Annotated in this window: 19 protein-coding genes; 9 read left to right on the top strand and 10 right to left on the bottom strand. The window is 68.7% G+C overall.

From position 1 onward, the window contains the following. Nucleotides 1-81: 81 nt before the first annotated feature. Complete coding sequence (locus B0F77_RS46895; protein ID WP_143466524.1) at nucleotides 82-996, bottom strand: hypothetical protein; 915 nt, start codon at nucleotides 994-996, stop codon at nucleotides 82-84. 40 nt (nucleotides 997-1036) lie between these two features. Further along, nucleotides 1037-1270, bottom strand: coding sequence for an LPXTG cell wall anchor domain-containing protein (locus tag B0F77_RS47635; RefSeq protein ID WP_158102562.1), 234 nt, complete (start codon nucleotides 1268-1270; stop codon nucleotides 1037-1039). Between B0F77_RS47635 and B0F77_RS47630 the strand changes: the two genes are divergently transcribed. Next, on the top strand, nucleotides 1269-1592 hold the full coding sequence (locus B0F77_RS47630) for a hypothetical protein (protein ID WP_158102561.1): 324 nt from the start codon (nucleotides 1269-1271) through the stop codon (nucleotides 1590-1592). The genes B0F77_RS47635 and B0F77_RS47630 overlap by 2 nt on opposite strands. Before the next feature lie 96 nt (nucleotides 1593-1688). On the opposite strand, the gene B0F77_RS01965 is transcribed toward B0F77_RS47630, so the two are convergent. Both B0F77_RS01965 and B0F77_RS01960 read right to left on the bottom strand, forming a co-directional pair. Then, nucleotides 1689-2039, bottom strand: a complete 351-nt coding sequence (locus B0F77_RS01965) for a hypothetical protein (RefSeq protein WP_086660975.1) — start codon at nucleotides 2037-2039, stop codon at nucleotides 1689-1691. 8 nt (nucleotides 2040-2047) lie between these two features. Further along, nucleotides 2048-2275, bottom strand: coding sequence for an SCO4848 family membrane protein (locus B0F77_RS01960; protein ID WP_053737542.1), 228 nt, complete (start codon nucleotides 2273-2275; stop codon nucleotides 2048-2050). Nucleotides 2276-2336: 61 nt separating this feature from the next. On the opposite strand from B0F77_RS01960, the gene B0F77_RS01955 reads away from it, so the two are divergent. Beyond that, the gene (locus tag B0F77_RS01955; protein WP_086660974.1) at nucleotides 2337-3605 is read left to right on the top strand and encodes a D-alanyl-D-alanine carboxypeptidase family protein; all 1269 of its coding nucleotides are present in this window, start codon (nucleotides 2337-2339) and stop codon (nucleotides 3603-3605) included. Nucleotides 3606-3623: 18 nt separating this feature from the next. Here the strand turns inward: B0F77_RS01955 and B0F77_RS01950 are convergent, their stop codons facing one another. Next, on the bottom strand, nucleotides 3624-4790 hold the full coding sequence (locus tag B0F77_RS01950; protein WP_086660973.1) for an MFS transporter: 1167 nt from the start codon (nucleotides 4788-4790) through the stop codon (nucleotides 3624-3626). Between the two features lie 70 nt (nucleotides 4791-4860). On the opposite strand from B0F77_RS01950, the gene B0F77_RS01945 reads away from it, so the two are divergent. Next, the gene (locus B0F77_RS01945; protein WP_425435604.1) at nucleotides 4861-5796 is read left to right on the top strand and encodes an Lrp/AsnC family transcriptional regulator; all 936 of its coding nucleotides are present in this window, start codon (nucleotides 4861-4863) and stop codon (nucleotides 5794-5796) included. A 51-nt stretch (nucleotides 5797-5847) separates the two neighbouring features. Here the strand turns inward: B0F77_RS01945 and B0F77_RS01940 are convergent, their stop codons facing one another. From B0F77_RS01940 to sdhC, 4 genes are read right to left on the bottom strand one after another with little or no spacing between them, the layout of a single operon-like run. Further along, nucleotides 5848-6630, bottom strand: coding sequence for a succinate dehydrogenase iron-sulfur subunit (locus B0F77_RS01940; protein ID WP_086660971.1), 783 nt, complete (start codon nucleotides 6628-6630; stop codon nucleotides 5848-5850). Further along, nucleotides 6630-8384, bottom strand: coding sequence for a succinate dehydrogenase flavoprotein subunit (sdhA, locus tag B0F77_RS01935; RefSeq protein ID WP_086660970.1), 1755 nt, complete (start codon nucleotides 8382-8384; stop codon nucleotides 6630-6632). Before sdhA ends, B0F77_RS01940 begins: the two co-directional genes overlap by 1 nt. Nucleotides 8385-8406: 22 nt before the next feature. Further along, on the bottom strand, nucleotides 8407-8814 hold the full coding sequence (locus B0F77_RS01930; protein ID WP_086660969.1) for a succinate dehydrogenase hydrophobic membrane anchor subunit: 408 nt from the start codon (nucleotides 8812-8814) through the stop codon (nucleotides 8407-8409). A 3-nt stretch (nucleotides 8815-8817) separates the two neighbouring features. Beyond that, nucleotides 8818-9240, bottom strand: coding sequence for a succinate dehydrogenase, cytochrome b556 subunit (gene sdhC / locus B0F77_RS01925; protein WP_030470768.1), 423 nt, complete (start codon nucleotides 9238-9240; stop codon nucleotides 8818-8820). Between the two features lie 594 nt (nucleotides 9241-9834). On the opposite strand from sdhC, the gene B0F77_RS01920 reads away from it, so the two are divergent. The 6 genes from B0F77_RS01920 (at nucleotide 9835) to B0F77_RS01895 (ending at nucleotide 16600) form a co-directional block, all read left to right on the top strand. Continuing rightward, nucleotides 9835-10965 (top strand): BMP family lipoprotein, encoded by a 1131-nt coding sequence (locus B0F77_RS01920; protein ID WP_086660968.1) that lies wholly within the window; start codon nucleotides 9835-9837, stop codon nucleotides 10963-10965. Nucleotides 10966-11046: 81 nt separating this feature from the next. Further along, entirely contained in the window at nucleotides 11047-12627 is a 1581-nt protein-coding gene (locus tag B0F77_RS01915) for an ABC transporter ATP-binding protein (RefSeq protein ID WP_086660967.1), read from the top strand. Next, nucleotides 12627-13700, top strand: a complete 1074-nt coding sequence (locus B0F77_RS01910; RefSeq protein ID WP_086660966.1) for an ABC transporter permease — start codon at nucleotides 12627-12629, stop codon at nucleotides 13698-13700. The genes B0F77_RS01915 and B0F77_RS01910 overlap by 1 nt, the downstream gene beginning before the upstream one ends. An 8-nt stretch (nucleotides 13701-13708) precedes the next feature. Further along, on the top strand, nucleotides 13709-14950 hold the full coding sequence (locus B0F77_RS01905) for an ABC transporter permease (protein WP_086661007.1): 1242 nt from the start codon (nucleotides 13709-13711) through the stop codon (nucleotides 14948-14950). Continuing rightward, a complete protein-coding gene (locus tag B0F77_RS01900) occupies nucleotides 14943-15332 on the top strand; it encodes a cytidine deaminase (RefSeq protein WP_086660965.1) in 390 nt (129 codons plus the stop codon). Before B0F77_RS01905 ends, B0F77_RS01900 begins: the two co-directional genes overlap by 8 nt. Beyond that, nucleotides 15329-16600, top strand: coding sequence for a thymidine phosphorylase (locus tag B0F77_RS01895; RefSeq protein WP_086660964.1), 1272 nt, complete (start codon nucleotides 15329-15331; stop codon nucleotides 16598-16600). The genes B0F77_RS01900 and B0F77_RS01895 overlap by 4 nt, the downstream gene beginning before the upstream one ends. Here B0F77_RS01895 and B0F77_RS01890 read toward each other — a convergent pair. After that, entirely contained in the window at nucleotides 16597-18042 is a 1446-nt protein-coding gene (locus tag B0F77_RS01890; RefSeq protein WP_245847767.1) for a serine/threonine-protein kinase, read from the bottom strand. The two genes, B0F77_RS01895 and B0F77_RS01890, sit on opposite strands and share 4 nt — an antisense overlap. Nucleotides 18043-18064: the final 22 nt, after the last annotated feature.

Below are 18064 nucleotides of genomic sequence, written 5' to 3'. Positions count from 1 at the left end.
GCGGGCGGGTGGTCACCTTGCGAGGGCGCGCCTCACCCGGCGCGGCATCGCGCCGGACGTGGCCGTCGTGGCCTTGGCTCGTCAGGTCACCTCCACGATTCGTACCGGTGGGCGTGGCCTGGCCGCTGCCGCCTGGTGCGCCTTCTTCAGCTCGCGCGCGACCTGCTCCGGTTGGTCGCGTAGCCGGGTCGGCAGGGTTTGGACGACGAGGATGCCCGCGGCCGCGTATCTGCTGTTGCGGGCGAGGGTTCGTTCGTAGTCGCGCGGGCCGTAGTGGAAGGCTTTCGAGTCGATTTCCCAGGCGAGGCCCACGTCGTCGAACCAGGCGTCCGGTCTGCCGATGATCAGGCCGGCGGCGTCCGCGAGAGTGACGTTCCAGTGTTCGGTGGTCAGCCGGATTTTGCGGGAGAGGCGTCGGGCGTCCCGTTCCGCCACGGACTCGGCGCGGCCCAGTTCTTTCAGGACGGTGCGGACCAGCTTGGTGCCGTAGCGGTTGGTGCGGGCCTCCAGGCCGAGGCTTTCGGGGGTGCAGCGGCCCTTTTGGATGGCGGCGGCGATCAGGGCCGTGGCCTCGTTGGCCGAGCGCATCTGGCGGCAGGCGTCGACCACCGCTCGGTCGGCTGACACCACCGGAAAGCCGTCCACGTTCGACGACGGTGGCATCGGGGAGGCTCGTTCGAGGATCAGGGTGCCGCTGCCTCGGACTGAACCAGGCACCAGAACGTGGAGCTCGGGGCCGCGGGCGGGTAGGCCGTGGCGGCGGCAGGCTTCGGCGCCGGTGACCACGGCGGCTGGGCCTGCTCGTAGTAGGGCGGCGGTTAGTTGTTGGTCGCGCGTGGGCGGGCCGTTGTGCAGCAGCACCACTCCTGGGTGCATGCGCTGCCACGGCCCGCCCTGGCGGCATTTCAGCCAGGGGTTCGGGACCCCCAGCGACTTCAGGGTGCGGGCACTGATGACGCCGAGATCGCTGCGTTCGCGCAGTTGTTCGATTCCCATGCCGCCAGTGTGACGAGCACCACCGACAGTTTTCGGCGGGTCAGCGCCGGAGGGTGTGCCTGGCGCGGTCGATCAGCAGCATGAGCACCCCGGCGACTGCCAGCAGGACGCCCAGTGCCACCAGCCAGCCGATGGCGGAGGCACCCGTGTTGGCCAGGCGGTTTTCCTGGTTCTGCGGGGGCTTCTTGACCGGTGGCGTCGTCGTCGGGGGTTTGGTCGTCGCCGGGGTCGTGGTCGTGGTTGTGGTCACCGGCGGCGTGGTGGTGGTTGTCATGCTGCTCGTCGACGTCGGAGGCGTCGTCGTGGTGGTGGTGCTGGATGACGTCGTGGTCGTCGTCGATGAGGGCGGCGTTGTCGTCGTTGACGTCGTCGTGGTGGTTGTGCTGGTGGTGGTGCACGGGGTCGTCGTGGTGGTGGTCGGCTTCGTCGTGGTGGTGGGCTCGCCTCGTTCTTCGGGCGAGCGCCAGCCTGGACGTTCCTTCGGGCACCACGCGGCGGCGCACACGCGGCCGTCACCTGAGGCCGCGGCCTCAGGGCCGGCACCTGACAGTCCGACGACCGTCAACACCACACCTGCGGCGAGGACACCGATGTAGGCGATACGTGACATGGACCGATGGTTGCGCCCGGATACGGCACGTCGCGCGTGCCGCGCGCACACGTCACCCACGCGTGCACGCGACATCCCCCGATCAGGTCCAGAAGACCGCGACGCCGATGTTCAGCACGACGAGCGACGCGGCGGTCGGCAGCAGCCAGGACGGCGCCTTGGGCTTGTTGACGTTGATCGCCACGACCGCGGCGATGGCCACGACGACCAGCAGCTTCACGCCGATCTTGATGTGGTCGTACTTCACCGAGTCGACCAGCGGGTCGATGCCCACCAGCGCGACGCCGGTCAGCAGCTGCAGGGCGGCACCGTGCAGCCAGCCCTTGTTGACCGGCGCGTCCTTGCCGGCCTTGGCCTGCAACATGATCATCGCGACGAGCATGCCCATGCCCAGCAGGTGCAGGAACACCAGCAGCAGGCGTACGAACTCCACAGGTTTTCCTATCGACGTCGGGTGGCCAGGAAACCTCGCACGCCCAGCACGCCGATGACGGTGCCGAACACGAGCGAGGCGATCACGAGCACCAGGTGCACGGTGAAGAACGGCGTAGGTCCGTCGCTAAACGAACGTGGGTCGTTCCAGATGTTTTTAAGGAACGTGGGCCAGATCACCCACGACCACACTCCGAAAGCCACCAGGAAGAGTGACATCGGGCGCGAGAGCTTCACGGCGACCAGTATCGGACGTGGTGCGTGCAAGCCGCTAAACGGGGGTGGATAGCCTGGAGCCGTGCCCTTCCCCAAACGGCTCATCGTCGCCCTGGTCCTAGCAACGGCCACAGCCGCGTTCGCCGCACCGACCGGCACCGCACAGCAGGCCGCCGGCGCGGCTCAATGCGCGAACCGCGAGACCCCGCCGCCGCCGGTCGACACGTCCGAGCAGCCGGCGCCGGGCCAGAAGGCCCCGACCGCGCTCGAGGTGCCGGAGAAGCCCGTCGGTGGCGACCGGCTGGGCGAGTGCGGCCTGATCCTGCCGCCGAACTCGGCGCAGCCGCCCAGCGGCATCACCGCGGCCTCGTGGTTGCTCGCGGACATGGACAGCGGCGCCGTCATCGCCGCGTACGACCCGCACGGCCGTCAGCGTCCGGCAAGTGTCATCAAGGTGCTGCTGGCCATGGTCGTCGCCAAGGAACTGCGGGGCGACCTCGTCGTCACCGCCAGCGCCGAGGACACGCAGCAGGAGTGCACCTGTGTGGGCCTCAAGGACGGTGGCCAGTACACGGTCCGTCAGCTGCTGCACGGCCTGCTGCTCACGTCGGGCAACGACGTGGCGCACACCCTGGCCCGTCAGCTCGGCGGCGTCCCGAACGCCCTGCGCAAGATGAACGCCATGGCGAAGGAGCTCGGCGCCCTCGACACCCGCGCCGTGACCCCGTCCGGCCTCGACGCCCCCGGCACCAGCACCTCGGCCTACGACGTGGGCCTGATCTTCCGCGGCGCCATGAAGTACGACGAGTTCGCGCAGGCCATCAAGCTGCAGCAGGCCCAGTTCCCCGGCCGCAACGGCGGCACGATCATGCTGAACAACGACAACCGCCTGCTCGCCAACTACGAGGGCGCGATCGGCGGCAAGACGGGCTTCACCGACGACTCCCAGCACACCTACGTGGGCGCCGCCGAACGCAACGGCCGCCGCCTCGTGGTCGTCCTGCTGCGCGGCCAGGTGCAGCCCACCCACATCACCGCCCAGGCCGCGAAGCTGCTCGACTACGGCTTCGCCATGGGCCCCGGCGGCGTGGGCAAGTTGGTGGACGGCGCCCCGCAGCCCAAGCAGAACGTCGTCCCCACCCAGAACAACAACGACACGTCCAGCGACACGGCCGCCACCGATCCCGGCAGCGGCCGCCAGACGCCGACCGCGTTCGGGACCGTCGGACTGCCGATCACGGCCGCCGCGGGCATCGGTCTGCTGGCCGCCGTGTTCCTCTACATCCGCAACAAGCGGGCCAAGGCGGCACGGGCACGCCGCCAGGCCGCGCAGGCGGCACAAGGCGTCTGAGCCGTCTCCGAGCAAGGGCTACGAGCCTCCAGCGCCCGCGCTGGAGGCTCGGTCACGTTCCGGGAGCATCGCGGCGGTCAACGCGAGCACCGCGATGATCAACGCCATCGACGTGACCACCGCGGCGGACGTGCCGAACCGGAAGAACACCGCGCCCAGCAGGGCCACGCCGACGGTCGCGCCGAGCTGTTGCACCGCGTTCAGCAGCCCGGACGCCCACCCGGTCTCGTCCGGCGCCGCCGCCGACAGCGCGTTGCCGAAGAACGGCACCGTGAACATCCCGAGCCCGGTTCCGGTCACGAGCAGCGGCACTGCCGTGAACGACACGGCGATGCCCGCCAGCCCCACCAGCACGAGCACCAGACCGGCGCGCATCACCTGAGGCCCGAACCGGGGCACGAGCACTGACCCCGTCACCCACGACCCGAGTGCGAGCCCCGCGGACCACGGCAGCAGGGTGAGCGCGGCCTCCGCCGGCGCCTTGCCCTCCCGCAACTGCAGGAAGAGCACCAGCACGAACATCAGGCCGTTCATCACCGCGAAGAACAGCATCGACCCGGCCAGCGAGGCCGGGAACACCCTGCCGCGCAGCAGTCCGCCCAGCCGAGGCCTGCCCGCGGCCCGGTCCTCGCGGATCAGCACAGCGGCGGCCAGCACCGCCAGACCGAGCGGCACGTTGACCAGGAACACCGACTGCCAGCCGAACGCCTCGGTCAGCAGCCCGCCCAGAACCGGCCCGCACAACGCGGACAGCGCCATGACCGGCCCGATCGTGCCCAAAGCTCTGGACACCTCGTCCCCGGTGAACATGGCCCGGATCAGCCCGAACGTCTGCGGGATGATCAACGCGGCACTCGCGCCCTGCACCACGCGCGCCGTCAGCAGCACCGCCACGTCCGGTGCCCACGCGCACAACACCGAGGACAGCACGAACACGAGCATGCCGATCACGAACACCCGCCTCCGTCCGGCAACGTCGCCGAGCCGGCCACCGGCGATCAGCAACAGCCCGAACGGCAGGGTGTAGCCGTTGGTGAGCCACTGCAGCGCGGTGTCGCTCATCGCGAGGTCGGCACGGACTGAGGGCGCCGCGATCGGCATCACGGTGCTGTCGAACAGGTTCATCGCCTCGGCGAGCAGCAGGGCGGACAGAGCCGGCCAACGCCAGCGATGGGGTGATGTCATGTACGCGAAGCTAGGTATTCGCGACCAGAACATCCGCAAAAATGCCGAAGACTGACGGATAATGCCACCCGTGACCCTCGACGATCTCGACCGGGCGGTGCTGCACGCGCTGCACATCGACGGCCGCGTCCAGTTCAACCACGTCGCCGCGGCGCTCGGCACGTCCCAGCAGACCGTGGCCAGGCGCTACCGGAAGCTGCGGGAGGCCGGGGCGCTGCGCGTGGTCGGCATGATCGACGCCCGCAAGGCCGGCCAGGTGGAGTGGTTCCTGCGGCTGGGGTGCACCCCGGACGCGTCGCTGAAGGTGGCGCAAGCGCTGGCGCACCGGCCGGACACGTCGTGGGTGCAGCTCACCTCGGGCGGCACCGAGATCTCCTGCGTCGTCCGGGCCGCCAACGCGCCGGAAGCCCTGCTGCTGCAACAGCTTCCGAAGACACCGAAGGTCGTGTCGGTGTCCGCGCACTGCCTGCTGCGCTCGTTCGTCGGTGGCCCGGTCGGCTGGGGCGGCCGCGCGAGCGTGCTCACCGCGGCCCAGATCGCCGAGCTCACGCCGTCCTTCGAGCACGCGGAAGCCGAAGTGGCCGAAGTGGACGAACGCCTGCTGGCCGCACTGCACAGGGACGGCCGCACGACGTTCGCCGACCTCGCCACGGCCACCGGGTGGTCCGAACCGACCGTGCGCCGCCGGGTCAACCACCTGCGTGCCGCTGGAGTCCTCTACTTCGACGTCGACGTGGACCCGGTCGCACTCGGCTTCACGGCGATGGCGGTCCTGTGGATGTCCGTGCGTCCCCAACGCCTCGTGGCGGTCGCCGAAGCCCTTGCACGACAACCGGAAGTCGCGCTGGCAGCGATCACGACCGGCCCGGCGAACGTGCTCGCGAAGGTCGTGTGCCGCGACATCGACGCGCTCTACGCGTACCTGACCGAACGGGTCGCCACGATCGAGGGCATCGAACGGATGGAGACCGCGCCGGTCATCCACACCGTGAAACGAGCCGGTTGAAACGCGAAAGCGCCGCGCTCCCAACGGGAACGCGGCGCCCTCGAAACCAGCTCAGACGCGCTTGAACAGCAGCGCGCGCTTCACTTCCTGGATCGCCTTGGTGACCTGGATGCCACGCGGGCAGGCGTCGGTGCAGTTGAACGTGGTCCGGCACCGCCACACGCCGTCGATGTCGTTGAGGATGTCGAGTCGCTCCTCAGCGCCCTCGTCGCGCGAGTCGAAGATGAACCGGTGCGCGTTCACGATCGCCGCCGGGCCGAAGTACGAGCCCTCTGCCCAGTAGACCGGGCAGGACGTGGTGCAGCAGGCGCACAGGATGCACTTCGTGGTGTCGTCGAACCGCTCGCGGTCGGCGACCGACTGGATGCGCTCGCGCGTCGGCTCGTTGCCGTACGTCACGAGGTACGGCTTGACGGCGCGGAACGCCTCGAAGAAGGGCTCCATGTCGACGAGCAGGTCCTTGTTCACCGGCAGGCCCTTGATGGGCTCGATGGTGATCGTGGTGCGCTTGTCGCCCTTTTCCAGCAGGTCCTTCAGCAGGACCTTGCACGCCAGGCGGTTCACGCCGTTGATGCGCATGGCGTCCGAACCGCAGATGCCGTGCGCGCACGAGCGGCGGAACGTCAGCGTGCCGTCCACGTACCACTTGATGTGGTGCAGCAGGTTCAGCACGCGGTCCGACGGGAGCGCCGGGATGTCGAACGAGTCCCAGCGCGGCTCGTCGTCGAACTCCGGGTTGAAGCGCCGGATCTTCACGGTGACCGTGACAGCGCCGTCCGGAACCGGCGGCTGGGAGCCGCGCGAGCCAGCAGTGGTTTCAGCGGTGGCGGTCATCAGTACTTGCGCTCCATCGGCTTGTACCGGGTAAAGGTCACGGGCTTGTAGTCGAGCCGGATGTCGGCCGAGAGACCGTCGCCCTGCTTGTAGAACATGCTGTGGCGCATGAAGTTCGTGTCGTCGCGGTTCGGGTAGTCCTCGCGGGCGTGACCGCCGCGGGACTCCTTGCGCGCGAGGGCGCCGTGCACCAGGACCTCGGCCAGCTCCAGCAGGAAGCCGAGCTCGACGGCCTCCAGCAGGTCCGTGTTGAAGCGCTTGCCCTTGTCCTGCACCTGAATGTGCGCGTAGCGCTCCTTCAGGGCCTGAACGTCGTGCAGCGCCTGCTTCAGCGTGTCCTCGGTGCGGTACACGGACGCGTTGGCGTCCATGGTGGCCTGCAGCTCGGTGCGGATGTCCGCCACGCGCTCCTGGCCGTGCTCCGACAACACCAGCGCGACCTGGGCCTCGACCTGGGCCGCCGGGTTCTCCGGCAGGTCGACGTGCGACTCACGCGACAGCGCGTACTCCGCGGCGGCGATGCCCGCGCGGCGGCCGAACACGTTGATGTCCAGCAGCGAGTTGGTGCCCAGGCGGTTCGCGCCGTGCACCGAGACGCAGGCGCACTCGCCGGCGGCGTACAGGCCAGGAACGACGTTGTCGTTGTCCCGCAGCACTTCGCCGTGGATGTTCGTCGGGATGCCGCCCATCGCGTAGTGCGCGGTCGGGTAGACCGGGACGGGCTCGACGACCGGGTCGACCGCGAGGTAGGTGCGGGCGAACTCGGTGATGTCCGGCAGCTTCGTCTCCAGCACCTCGGCACCGAGGTGCGTGCAGTCGAGCAGCACGTAGTCCTTGTTCGGGCCGGCGCCACGGCCTTCCAGCACCTCGAGGGCCATCGACCGGGCCACGATGTCGCGCGGCGCCAGGTCCTTGATGGTCGGGGCGTAGCGCTCCATGAACCGCTCACCCGAGGCGTTGCGCAGGATCGCGCCCTCACCGCGGGCACCCTCGGTCAGCAGGATGCCGAGACCGGCCAGACCGGTCGGGTGGAACTGGTAGAACTCCATGTCCTCCAGGGGCAGGCCCTTGCGGAAGACGATGCCCATGCCGTCACCGGTCAGCGTGTGGGCGTTCGACGTGGTCTTGAAGACCTTGCCGAAACCACCGGTCGCGAACACGACGGACTTGGCCTGGAAGACGTGGATCTCGCCGGTCGCCAGCTCGTACGCGACGGCGCCGGTGCAGACCGGGCCGTTCTCCGTCTCGGTCAGGCAGATGTCGAGCACGTAGAACTCGTTGAAGAACTCGATGCCGTGCTTGACGCAGTTCTGGTACAGCGTCTGCAGGATCATGTGACCGGTGCGGTCCGCGGCGTAGCAGGCGCGGCGCACGGCGGCTTCACCGTGGTTGCGCGTGTGCCCGCCGAACCGGCGCTGGTCGATCTTGCCCTCGGGCGTGCGGTTGAACGGCAGGCCCATCTTCTCGAGGTCGAGAACGGCGTCGATCGCTTCCTTCGCCATGATCTCGGCGGCGTCCTGGTCGACCAGGTAGTCGCCGCCCTTGATCGTGTCGAAGGTGTGCCACTCCCAGTTGTCCTCCTCGACGTTGGCGAGGGCGGCGCACATGCCGCCCTGGGCCGCGCCGGTGTGCGAACGCGTGGGGTAGAGCTTGGTGAGCACCGCGGTGCGGGCGCGCTGGCCGGACTCGATCGCCGCGCGCATGCCGGCACCACCAGCGCCGATGATGACTACGTCGTACTTGTGGAACTGCATTGTGGTGGGCTCCCCGCGCGGGTCAGTTCGAGATGTTCGGGTCGAAGGTGAAGATCACGAACGTGCCGAGCGAGATGATCAGCACCATCGAGACGTAGAGCAGCATCTTCAACCAGAACCGGGTGGAGTCCTTGCGGGCGTAGTCGTTGATGACAGTCCGCACGCCGTTGCCGCCGTGGATCTGCGCGAGCCAGAGCATCGCGAGGTCCCAGAACTGCCAGAACGGGGACGCCCAGCGGCCGGCCACGAAACCAAAGTTGATCTTGTGGACGCCGCCGTCGAGGATGTTCATGATGAACAGGTGGCCCAGGACCAGGACCACGAGCAGCAGGCCGGACAGGCGCATGAACAGCCAGCTGTAGAGCTCGCCGTTGCTGCGACGGGCCGCGGGGCGGCGCGGCTGACGGGGCTTGTCGAGTGCGAGGGACATGGCTCAGTGACCCCCAACCAGGTCGGAGATCGTGCGCTCCATCATGAAGTAGAAGCCGGGGATCATCACGACGACCCAGACGGCCAGCACGGTCCACAGCATGACCCGCTGGTACTTGGCGCCCTTCTCCCAGAAGTCGACCAGCATGACCCGGATGCCGTTCAGCGCGTGGTAGAGCACCGCGCCGACGAGGCCGACCTCGAAGAGGTTGACGACCGGGTTCTTGTAGGTCTCGATCACCGCGTCGTACGCGTTCGGTGACACCCGCACCAGTGCGGTGTCGAGCACGTGGGTGAAGAGGAAGAAGAACGTGAGGACACCGGTGATCCGGTGGGCGACCCAGGACCACATGCCCAGATCACCGCGGTAGAGCGTCCCACCCCCTCGGGTGGTGCCCGACCGCTCGGGTGCGCCTGCGCTGGTCATGCGCCGCGGCCTCCAACGTCAGTGGTGGTGGTCGGTGAACAGTTCCTCCCGACCATGACCGGAAAATCCTAGTCCCGCACGTCGGAGGTGACCCAGCAGGCGCACCCGCTCTGTGATCGATGAGACACGCTGTCGATCCACCAAGCGGTCTTGATCGATCCCGAAATGCGTCCCACGCCACAAAATGAGCGCACGCGGGGAGCTTTCGTACGACAGGAGCGGACGCGGGGCCCCCCGCGTGCCGAAAAGGACGGCGGCCTGGACCTCCGCCTTGGTCCGGGCCGCCGTCGTCGGCAAGGGCACTTGCCACCCTCCACACGACTGGGGGCCACGACCGGTTCAACGCGGCGCGCGGAACTGCGCCATTTGGACGATGATCAGTGTGGAAGAGCGGCAGAAGAGGACGTTTCACCACGCGGCGAACACGATTGATCACCACTCGTGCGGCCAAAGCGTCGAATGCGTAACCGATAGGGGTCTTTGTAGGTGCTGGCGGCAACGCGGTTGGTTACTAAGAGGTACGGTGCCGCGTCTAGGACCCAACAACGTCGTTGGGGAGGAACCTCAGGGAGGAGACGAGCCGTGCGTCGTCGTATGCGTGGTGTCGCGGTCGCCGCGATCGCGTTGACCAGCGTGATGACTATGGCCGCCTGCGCGAAGGACTCGGGTGGCGGATCCAGCACGAACACCGGCAGTGGTGCCGCGTGCGAGTTCGCCGAGGCTCCTGCCGCGCCCGCCACCTCGAACACGAGTGCCGCCAACGGCGCCAAGGTGGACGCGAGCGCGCTGAAGATCGGTCTGGCCTACGACATCGGTGGCCGTGGCGACGCGTCGTTCAACGACTCCGCCGCCGCCGGTCTCGACCAGGCGATCAAGGACATGGGCGTCAAGAAGGAGAACACGCGCGAGCTCTCCGCCGCCCCGAACGAGGACGAGTCGGCCAAGCAGACCCGTCTGCGCCAGCTCGCCAGCGAGGGCTTCAACCCGATCATCGGTGTCGGCTTCGCCTACGCCGAGTCGATGAAGCTCGTCGCCGCGGAGTTCCCGAACGTCAAGTTCGGCCTGGTCGACTCGGCCGTCGAGGGCGCGACCAACGTGACCCCGCTGCTGTTCGCCGAGCAGGAGGGCTCCTTCCTGGCCGGCGTCATCGCCGCGTACCAGAGCAAGAAGTGCCACGTGGGCTTCGTCGGCGGCGTCGAGATCCCGCTGATCCAGAAGTTCGAGGCCGGCTACTTCCAGGGTGCCCAGGCCGCCGCGCCGAAGATCCAGGTCGAGAAGAAGTACATCACCCCGGCTGGTGACTTCACCGGTTTCCAGGACGCCCCGAAGGGTCAGGAAGCCGCGAAGGGTCAGATCGACAAGGGTGCCGACGTGATCTACCAGGCCGCGGGTGCCTCCGGTAAGGGCATCTTCTCGGCCGCCAAGCAGGGTGGCGTGCTGGCGATCGGTGTCGACTCAGACCAGTACAACCAGGCGACCGTCGCGGACACCAAGGACGTCATCGTCTCCTCGATGCTCAAGCGCGTCGACGTCGCGGTGTTCGACTACATCCAGGCCGTCGCGAAGAACGACCTCGCGTCGCTGCCGAAGGTCTTCGACCTGAAGGTCAACGGTGTCGGTTACTCCACCTCGGGTGGCAAGATCGACGCGAAGCTGCAGGGCATCCTCGAGGGCTACAAGGCCCAGATCATCGAGGGCAAGATCAAGGTCAAGGACAAGCCGTAGTCCGAAAGCCACCACACCACCGGGCCCTGTGAGGATTCGCCCCTCACAGGGCCCGGTGCGTGGTAGGAGGAGCACTCGACGATGAGCACTTCCTCGTCCGTACGGACGGACGATCCCCCCGCGGTGGTGCTGACCGGCATCACCAAGCGATTCCCCGGTGTGATCGCCAACAGCGACGTGCACCTGACCGTCCGCCGTGGCGAGGTACATGCCCTGTGCGGTGAGAACGGCGCGGGCAAGTCGACCCTGATGAAGATCCTCTACGGCATGCAGCCGCCGGACGAGGGCACCATCGAGGTCAGCGGCGAGCAGGTGCGGTTCCGCACCCCGTCGGACGCCATCAAGGCCGGTATCGGCATGGTGCACCAGCACTTCATGCTCGCCGACAACCTCACCGTCCAGGAGAACGTGGTCCTGGGCGCCGAGGCGCTGCACGGCATCGGCCAGAAGGCGCGCAAGCGCATCATCGAGCTGTCCGGCAAGACCGGGCTCAACGTCGACCCCGGCGTGCTCGTCGAGCAGCTCGGTGTCGCCGACCGGCAACGCGTCGAGATCCTCAAGGTGCTCTACCGCGGCGCCAAGGTGATCATCCTGGACGAGCCGACCGCCGTGCTCGTGCCGCAGGAGGTCAACGAGCTCTTCGACACCGTCCGCGGCATGCAGGAGCAGGGCTACACGTTCCTGTTCATCTCGCACAAGCTCGACGAGGTGCGCGCGATCGCGGACTCGGTCACGGTGATCCGCCGCGGCACGACCGTCGGCAGCGCTGACCCGAAGACCGTGTCGTCGCGTCAGCTCGCCGAGATGATGGTCGGCAGCGAGCTGCCCAGCCCGGAGACCCGCGAGTCCACTGTGACCGACACGGTCGTGCTGGATGTCAAGAGCCTCAAGCTCATGACGCCCGACGGCTCGCGGCCGATCCTCGACGACGTCGACCTGGTGGTCCGTTCCGGCGAGGTCGTCGGCATCGCCGGTGTCGAGGGCAACGGCCAGACCGAGCTGGTCGAGACGATCATGGGCATGCGCAAGGCCGGCAGCGGCACGATCATGTTGCAGGACAAGGACCTCACCAAGCTGGGCACGCTCGCCCGGCGCGAGGCCGGCATCGGCTACATCCCGGAGGACCGCCACCGGCACGGGCTGCTGCTCACGCAACCCCTGTGGTACAACCGGATTCTCGGCTACCAGACGCGCAAGCCGACGTCCAACGGCATCTGGCTCGACACCGACGGCGCCAAGAAGGACACCGAGCGGATCGTCACCGAGTTCGACGTCCGCACGCCCGGCATCGACGTACCCGCGGCCGCGCTTTCCGGTGGTAACCAGCAGAAGCTCGTCGTCGGCCGGGAACTGTCCGGCGACCCGGTGCTGCTGATCGCCTCGCACCCGACCCGCGGTGTCGACGTCGGCGCGCAGGCGTTGATCTGGGACGAGATCAAGCGTGCTCGTGCCGCCGGTCTCGCCGTGCTGCTGATCTCCGCCGACCTGGACGAGCTGATCGGCCTGTCGGACACGATCAAGGTCATGCTGCGCGGCCGTCTGGTGGCCGACGCCGACCCGAACACCGTGACGCCCGAGGACCTCGGCAGCGCGATGACGGGTGCGGGCAGCACGAGCGCAGCGGTCCAGGAGACCGCTGTCGTTGAGGAAGGCGAGCACTGATGGGACACCTGCGCGGCAAACTCCTGCCGCCCGCGTTGGCGATCGTCTTCTCGATGCTGTTGTGCGGGGTGGCGCTGATCATCTCGGGCGCGAACCCGCTCAGCGCGTTCGGCGCGATGATCTCGCAGGTCGGCAAGGGCACGACCACCGTCGACATCATCAACTCGACGGGCATCTACTACATCGCGGCGCTCGCGGTGGCGATCGGGTTCCAGATGAACCTGTTCAACATCGGTGTCGAGGGCCAGTACCGCGTCGCGGCGGTCGTCGCCGCGGTCGTCGGTGGCTCGATCGCCCTGCCCACCGGCATCCACACGCTGGTGATCATCATCGTGGGTGCGCTCGCCGGCGCCGCCTGGGCCGCGATCCCCGCGATCCTCAAGGTGACCCGAGGCGTCAACGAGGTCATCTCGACGATCATGATGAACGGCCTGGCGATCGGCCTGTCCGCCTACCTGATCCGCCGGGACGTCTTCGGTGAGCTGCGGGGCAACAACATCCGCACCGCCGAGATCCCGCAGAGCGGCTGGATGCCCGGCATCTCGTTCGGCAGCGGCGGCACGATGTTCGGCTTCCTCTTCGTGGCCATCGCGCTGGGCGTCGGCTACTGGATCATGATGAACCGCACCAGGTTCGGCTTCGAGCTGCGCGCGTCCGGCGAGTCCGCGACGGCCGCGTCGGCCGGTGGCGTCAACGCCAAGAAGATGGTGCTGGTGTCGATGCTGCTCTCCGGCGCCATCGCGGGCCTGATCGGCCTGCCGGAGATGCTCGGCCGCGACCACACGTTCAGCCTGAACTTCACCGCGGGCATCGGGTTCTCCGGCATCGCGATCGCGCTGCTCGGCCGCAACCACCCCGGCGGCATCGCGTTCGGCGCGCTGCTCTGGGCGTTCCTCGACAAGTCGGGTCTCGCGCTCGACAACGTCGGTGTGCCAAGGGAGATCGTCACCATCATGCAGGGCTCGATCGTCCTGTCGGTCGTCGTCGCGTACGAGGTGGTGCGTCGGTTCGAGCTCGCCGCCGAACAGCGTCGCGTCGGCCGTGAGCTCGGAACTGTCGGAGGTGCCGCGTGATCACGACGATGGAGGAGAAGCCGCACATCCCGGCGGCGCCTCGCAAGCGCAAGGTGCCAGGCTGGGCCGTCGGCATGATCGGTGTCGCCGGTGCGATCGCGCTGCTGTCGATCACCTCGATGCAGACCGGTTTCCCGCAGCTCACCTCGTCCGGCACGACGCAGACCGCGGTCCGCCTGGCGCTGCCGATCCTGCTCGCCGGTCTCGGCGGTCTGTGGTCGGAACGCGCTGGTGTGGTCAACATCGGCCTCGAAGGCATGATGATCATGGGCACCTGGGGCGCGGCGTGGGCCGGGTACCAGTGGGGCCCGTGGGCCGCTTTGGTCGCCGCCGTGGTGTTCGGTTCGTTGGGCGGGCTGCTGCACGCGATCGCGACGGTGACGTTCGGCGTCAACCACATCGTCTCCGGTGTGGCGATCAACCTGCTCGGCGCCGGCCTGACGAAGTACCTGTCGACGCTGGTGTTCTTCCCGCTGTCGCACAACCCGCGTCAGTCGCCGCCGGTCCAGCCGTTCGACACGTACTCGGCGGGTGGGCTCGCGGACTGGCTCGGTGAGCTCGAAGCCGGGCAGCGCCTGTTCATCTCGGACGTCGCGGGCATCGTGCGCGGCCTCGTCACGGGCGTCTCGCCGTTGACGATGCTGACGATCCTGCTCGTGCCGCTGTCGTACTACCTGCTCTGGCGCACCCGCTTCGGCCTGCGCCTGCGCTCGGTCGGCGAGAACCCGCACGCCGCGGACTCGCTGGGCGTGAAGGTGTACTTCCACAAGTACGTCGCCGTGATCGTCTCCGGTGGTCTCGCCGGCCTGGGTGGTGCCGCGCTGGTGCTGAACCCCGGTCAGCTGTCCTATCTGGAGGGTCAGACCGGCGGCCGCGGCTTCATCGGCCTGGCCGCGATGATCTTCGGCAACTGGCGGCCGGGTGGCCTGCTCGGTGGTGCGGCGCTGTTCGGTTACGCGGACGGCCTGCAGCTGCGTTCCGGCGGCGACACGGTGCTGGCGCTGGTCTACGGCGTGGTGCTGCTGCTCGGCGTGATCGTGGTGTACCAGCTGATCAAGCAGAAGTGGTTCTCCGCGGCGGCGGCGATCGTCGTGGCCGTGCTGCTGTACCTGCTGTACATCAGCCTCGACGAGATCCCCGGCGAGTTCGTGTCGTACGCGCCGCACATGGTGACGCTGGCCGTGCTGGCCGTGGCGTCGCAGCGGTTGCGGATGCCCGCCGCCGACGGTGTGGTCTACCGCCGTGGCTGAGGTCGACTGGGACCTGCTCAGGGCACGGGCAGTGGAAGCGGCGTCGTTCGCCCACTGCCCGTACTCCGGGCTGCAGGTCGGTGCGGCGGCGTTGTGCGATGACGGCCGCATCGTGACCGGGTGCAACGTCGAGAATGCTTCTTACGGCCTCGGGTTGTGCGCTGAGTGCACCCTGGTCGGCCAGCTGCGGCTGACCGGTGGTGGCCGCCTGGTCGCGGTCGCCTGCCGCAGCGGCTCCGGTGAGTTGCTGATGCCGTGCGGGCGGTGCCGCCAGGTGATCTACGAGTTCGGCGGGCGTGAGTGCCTGGTCGACACCGCACGTGGGCCGTTGCCGATGACCGAGGTGCTGCTCGACGCGTTCGGACCGGAGGATCTGCCATGAGTTTCTCGGCTGTGGACGTCATTCGCGCCAAGCGCGACGGCGCTGTCCTGTCGGATGCGCAGATCGACTGGGTGATCGACGCCTACACGCGCGGCGCCGTCGCGGACGAGCAGATGTCCGCGCTGGCGATGGCGATCTTCTTCAACGGCATGACCGCCGCGGAGACCGCGCGCTGGACGCAGGCGATGATCTCGTCGGGTGAGCGGTTGTCGTTGCACGTTTCGCGACCGACCGTGGACAAGCACTCGACGGGTGGTGTCGGCGACAAGATCACGCTGCCGCTGGCGCCTCTGGTCGCTGCCTGCGGTGCCGCGGTTCCGCAGTTGTCGGGACGCGGACTGGGCCACACCGGCGGGACCTTGGACAAGCTGGAGTCGATTCCCGGGTGGCGGGCCGCGCTGTCCACTGCGGAGATCATGGCGCAGCTCTCCGACGTCGGCGCCGTGGTGTGTGCTGCCACCGAAGGACTTGCTCCGGCCGACCGCAAGCTCTACGCGTTGCGGGACGTCACCGGGACCGTCGAGGCGATTCCGCTGATCGCGTCCTCGATCATGTCGAAGAAGATCGCGGAAGGCGCCGAGTCGCTGGTGCTGGACGTGAAGGTCGGCTCCGGCGCGTTCATGAAGGACCTCGCCTCCGCTCGCGCGCTGGCCGAAGCGCTGGTGGCGATCGGCGTCGAGCACGGCGTCAGGATCTCGGCGCTGCTGACCGACATGTCGGTGCCGTTGGGACGCGCTGTGGGCAACGCGGTCGAGGTCGCCGAGTCCGTGGACGTGCTGCGCGGCGGCGGTCCTGCCGACGTGGTCGAGCTGACCGTGGCGCTGGCCGCGGAAATGCTGTCGCTGGCCGGGATTTCCGCCGACCCGGCGGCTGTGCTGGCGTCTGGCGAGGCGTACGAGGTGTGGGCGCGGATGATCCGGGCCCAGGGCGGCGATCCCGAGGCTCCGCTGCCGGTTGCCTCGCATCGCCACGTCGTCGAGGCGCCGGAGTCGGGCGTGCTGTCCTCTTTGGACGCTTATGCGGTCGGTGTGGCCGCGTGGCGCCTCGGTGCGGGGCGGGCGCGCAAGGAGGACCCGGTGCAGGCGGGTGCGGGCGTGCTGTGCCTCGCCAAGCCGGGCGACGAGGTCGTGGCGGGACAGCCCCTGCTGGAGCTGCACACCGACACGCCGGACGCCGTTGCCGCTGCTCTGTCCACGTTGGACGGTGCGTTCACCATCGGTGGCAAGGTTTCCACCGGACCGCTGGTGATCGACACCATTCGCGGCTAGCCGACGAGCGTTCCGGCCAGTGGCGCGCGGTCCTGCTTCCACACCACGCACAGCACTTCCTGACGGCCAGGAGTGGTGGGGTCGTTGTACGCCTTCCACTCCTGCTCCGTCGGGACGAGCCCGGTGAAGCCCAGCGCGTCCTTGGACTTCCCCGCGGTGGCCTTGAACTGCTCAGTGCAGTAGTTCTTGGTGAAGTCGGCGAGCCACTTCGTGCCGGGGTAGGCGGTGTCCTTCGGCTTGTCCCACAGCGGGGTCGCGGCCGAGAAGAGCTGGATGCCGTGCGGCTTGTCGCACGGCACGCTCCCCGGCACCGGCGAGCCCTGGGTGAGGAAGTCCTTCGCGCACTCCGTGCCGGTGAGGTTCCACTGCGGCACGTCGCCGCCGCGGCCGAACGTGGCGATCCGCCGCGAGGGCAGCGGCGCACCGACCGGCAGCGAGGCGGCGTCGGCCCACTCGGTGGAGTTCTCCGGAGTGCTGCTGCTCGTGGGGGCGGCGGTGGACGACGTGTCCTTCGGCTTGAAGGCGAGGTAGCCGGCGAACGCGGCGCCCGCGAGCACCACGGCGCCCAGCGCGACGGCGGCGACCTTGACGGCCGTGTTCTTCTTGCCCTGCACCGGAACCGGCGCGGTGCCCTGGACGATCGCGACCAGCATCCCGCGCGCCTGGGCGGCGGTCATGCGCCGGGCAGGATCGACCGTCAGCAGCCCGCGAATCACCTCGGCCAGTTGGGGCGAAGCGCGCCGCAACACCGGCGCCTCGTTCATGACCGCGTGCAACGTCGACGCGGTGGACGTGCGTTCGAACGGGCTGATCCCCTCGACCGCGTGGGCGATCGTGACGCCGAGCGCCCACAGGTCCGAGGCGGGCGAGGCCTCCCAGCCGTGGAGCCGGTCCGGTGACAGGTAGGCGGGCGAGCCGACGATGCCGCCGTTGGTGGTGAGCCGCGGGTCGTCCATCGCCTGCGCGATGCCGAAGTCGGTGAGCTTCACGGCGCCGTCCGGCCGCACCATGATGTTGCTGGGCTTGACGTCCCGGTGCACGATGCCGGCGGTGTGCGCGGCCTCCAGCGCACCCAGCACCTGCAACGCGACGCCTGCCATCCACACCGAGTCGCGCGGCCCGTGCCGTTCGACGACGGTGGCGAGGTCGGACGCGTCGACCAGCTCCATCGCGAGGTAGGTGCGCCCGTTCTCCCGGACGACGTCGTAGACCGTCACCACCGCCGGGTGGTTCAGCCGGCCGGCGGTGCGTGCCTCGCGGAGCATGCGCTCCTCCAGCACGGTGCGTTCCTCGGCGGAGATGTCCTGCGGCGGGTGCAGCTCCTTCAGCGCGACCGCGCGGCCGAGCAGCTGGTCCTGGGCGCGCCACACGACACCCATCGCACCGCGGCCGAGCTCGGCCAGCAGTGCGTAGCGGTTGGCGATGAGTCGCTGTTGCTGCACGGACTTCCCTCCTGGACGCCCC

Source organism: Lentzea kentuckyensis, from assembly GCF_002150765.1.
In the GTDB taxonomy this organism is placed as follows: Bacteria; Actinomycetota; Actinomycetes; order Mycobacteriales; family Pseudonocardiaceae; genus Lentzea; species Lentzea kentuckyensis.
Note: the sequence above shows the minus strand (reverse complement) of the source record. Positions and strands in the feature narration are given on the sequence as shown.

Coding starts and splice junctions, on each gene's coding strand:
- B0F77_RS46895 (WP_143466524.1), bottom strand. CDS start 996: ATGGGAATCGAACAACTGCGCGAACGCAGCGATCTCGGCGTCATCAGT.
- B0F77_RS47630 (WP_158102561.1), top strand. CDS start 1,269: ATGCTGCTCGTCGACGTCGGAGGCGTCGTCGTGGTGGTGGTGCTGGAT.
- B0F77_RS47635 (WP_158102562.1), bottom strand. CDS start 1,270: ATGACAACCACCACCACGCCGCCGGTGACCACAACCACGACCACGACC.
- B0F77_RS01950 (WP_086660973.1), bottom strand. CDS start 4,790: ATGACATCACCCCATCGCTGGCGTTGGCCGGCTCTGTCCGCCCTGCTG.
- B0F77_RS01940 (WP_086660971.1), bottom strand. CDS start 6,630: ATGACCGCCACCGCTGAAACCACTGCTGGCTCGCGCGGCTCCCAGCCG.
- sdhA (WP_086660970.1), bottom strand. CDS start 8,384: ATGCAGTTCCACAAGTACGACGTAGTCATCATCGGCGCTGGTGGTGCC.
- B0F77_RS01930 (WP_086660969.1), bottom strand. CDS start 8,814: ATGTCCCTCGCACTCGACAAGCCCCGTCAGCCGCGCCGCCCCGCGGCC.
- sdhC (WP_030470768.1), bottom strand. CDS start 9,240: ATGACCAGCGCAGGCGCACCCGAGCGGTCGGGCACCACCCGAGGGGGT.
- B0F77_RS01920 (WP_086660968.1), top strand. CDS start 9,835: ATGCGTGGTGTCGCGGTCGCCGCGATCGCGTTGACCAGCGTGATGACT.
- B0F77_RS01915 (WP_086660967.1), top strand. CDS start 11,047: ATGAGCACTTCCTCGTCCGTACGGACGGACGATCCCCCCGCGGTGGTG.
- B0F77_RS01910 (WP_086660966.1), top strand. CDS start 12,627: ATGGGACACCTGCGCGGCAAACTCCTGCCGCCCGCGTTGGCGATCGTC.
- B0F77_RS01905 (WP_086661007.1), top strand. CDS start 13,709: ATGGAGGAGAAGCCGCACATCCCGGCGGCGCCTCGCAAGCGCAAGGTG.
- B0F77_RS01895 (WP_086660964.1), top strand. CDS start 15,329: ATGAGTTTCTCGGCTGTGGACGTCATTCGCGCCAAGCGCGACGGCGCT.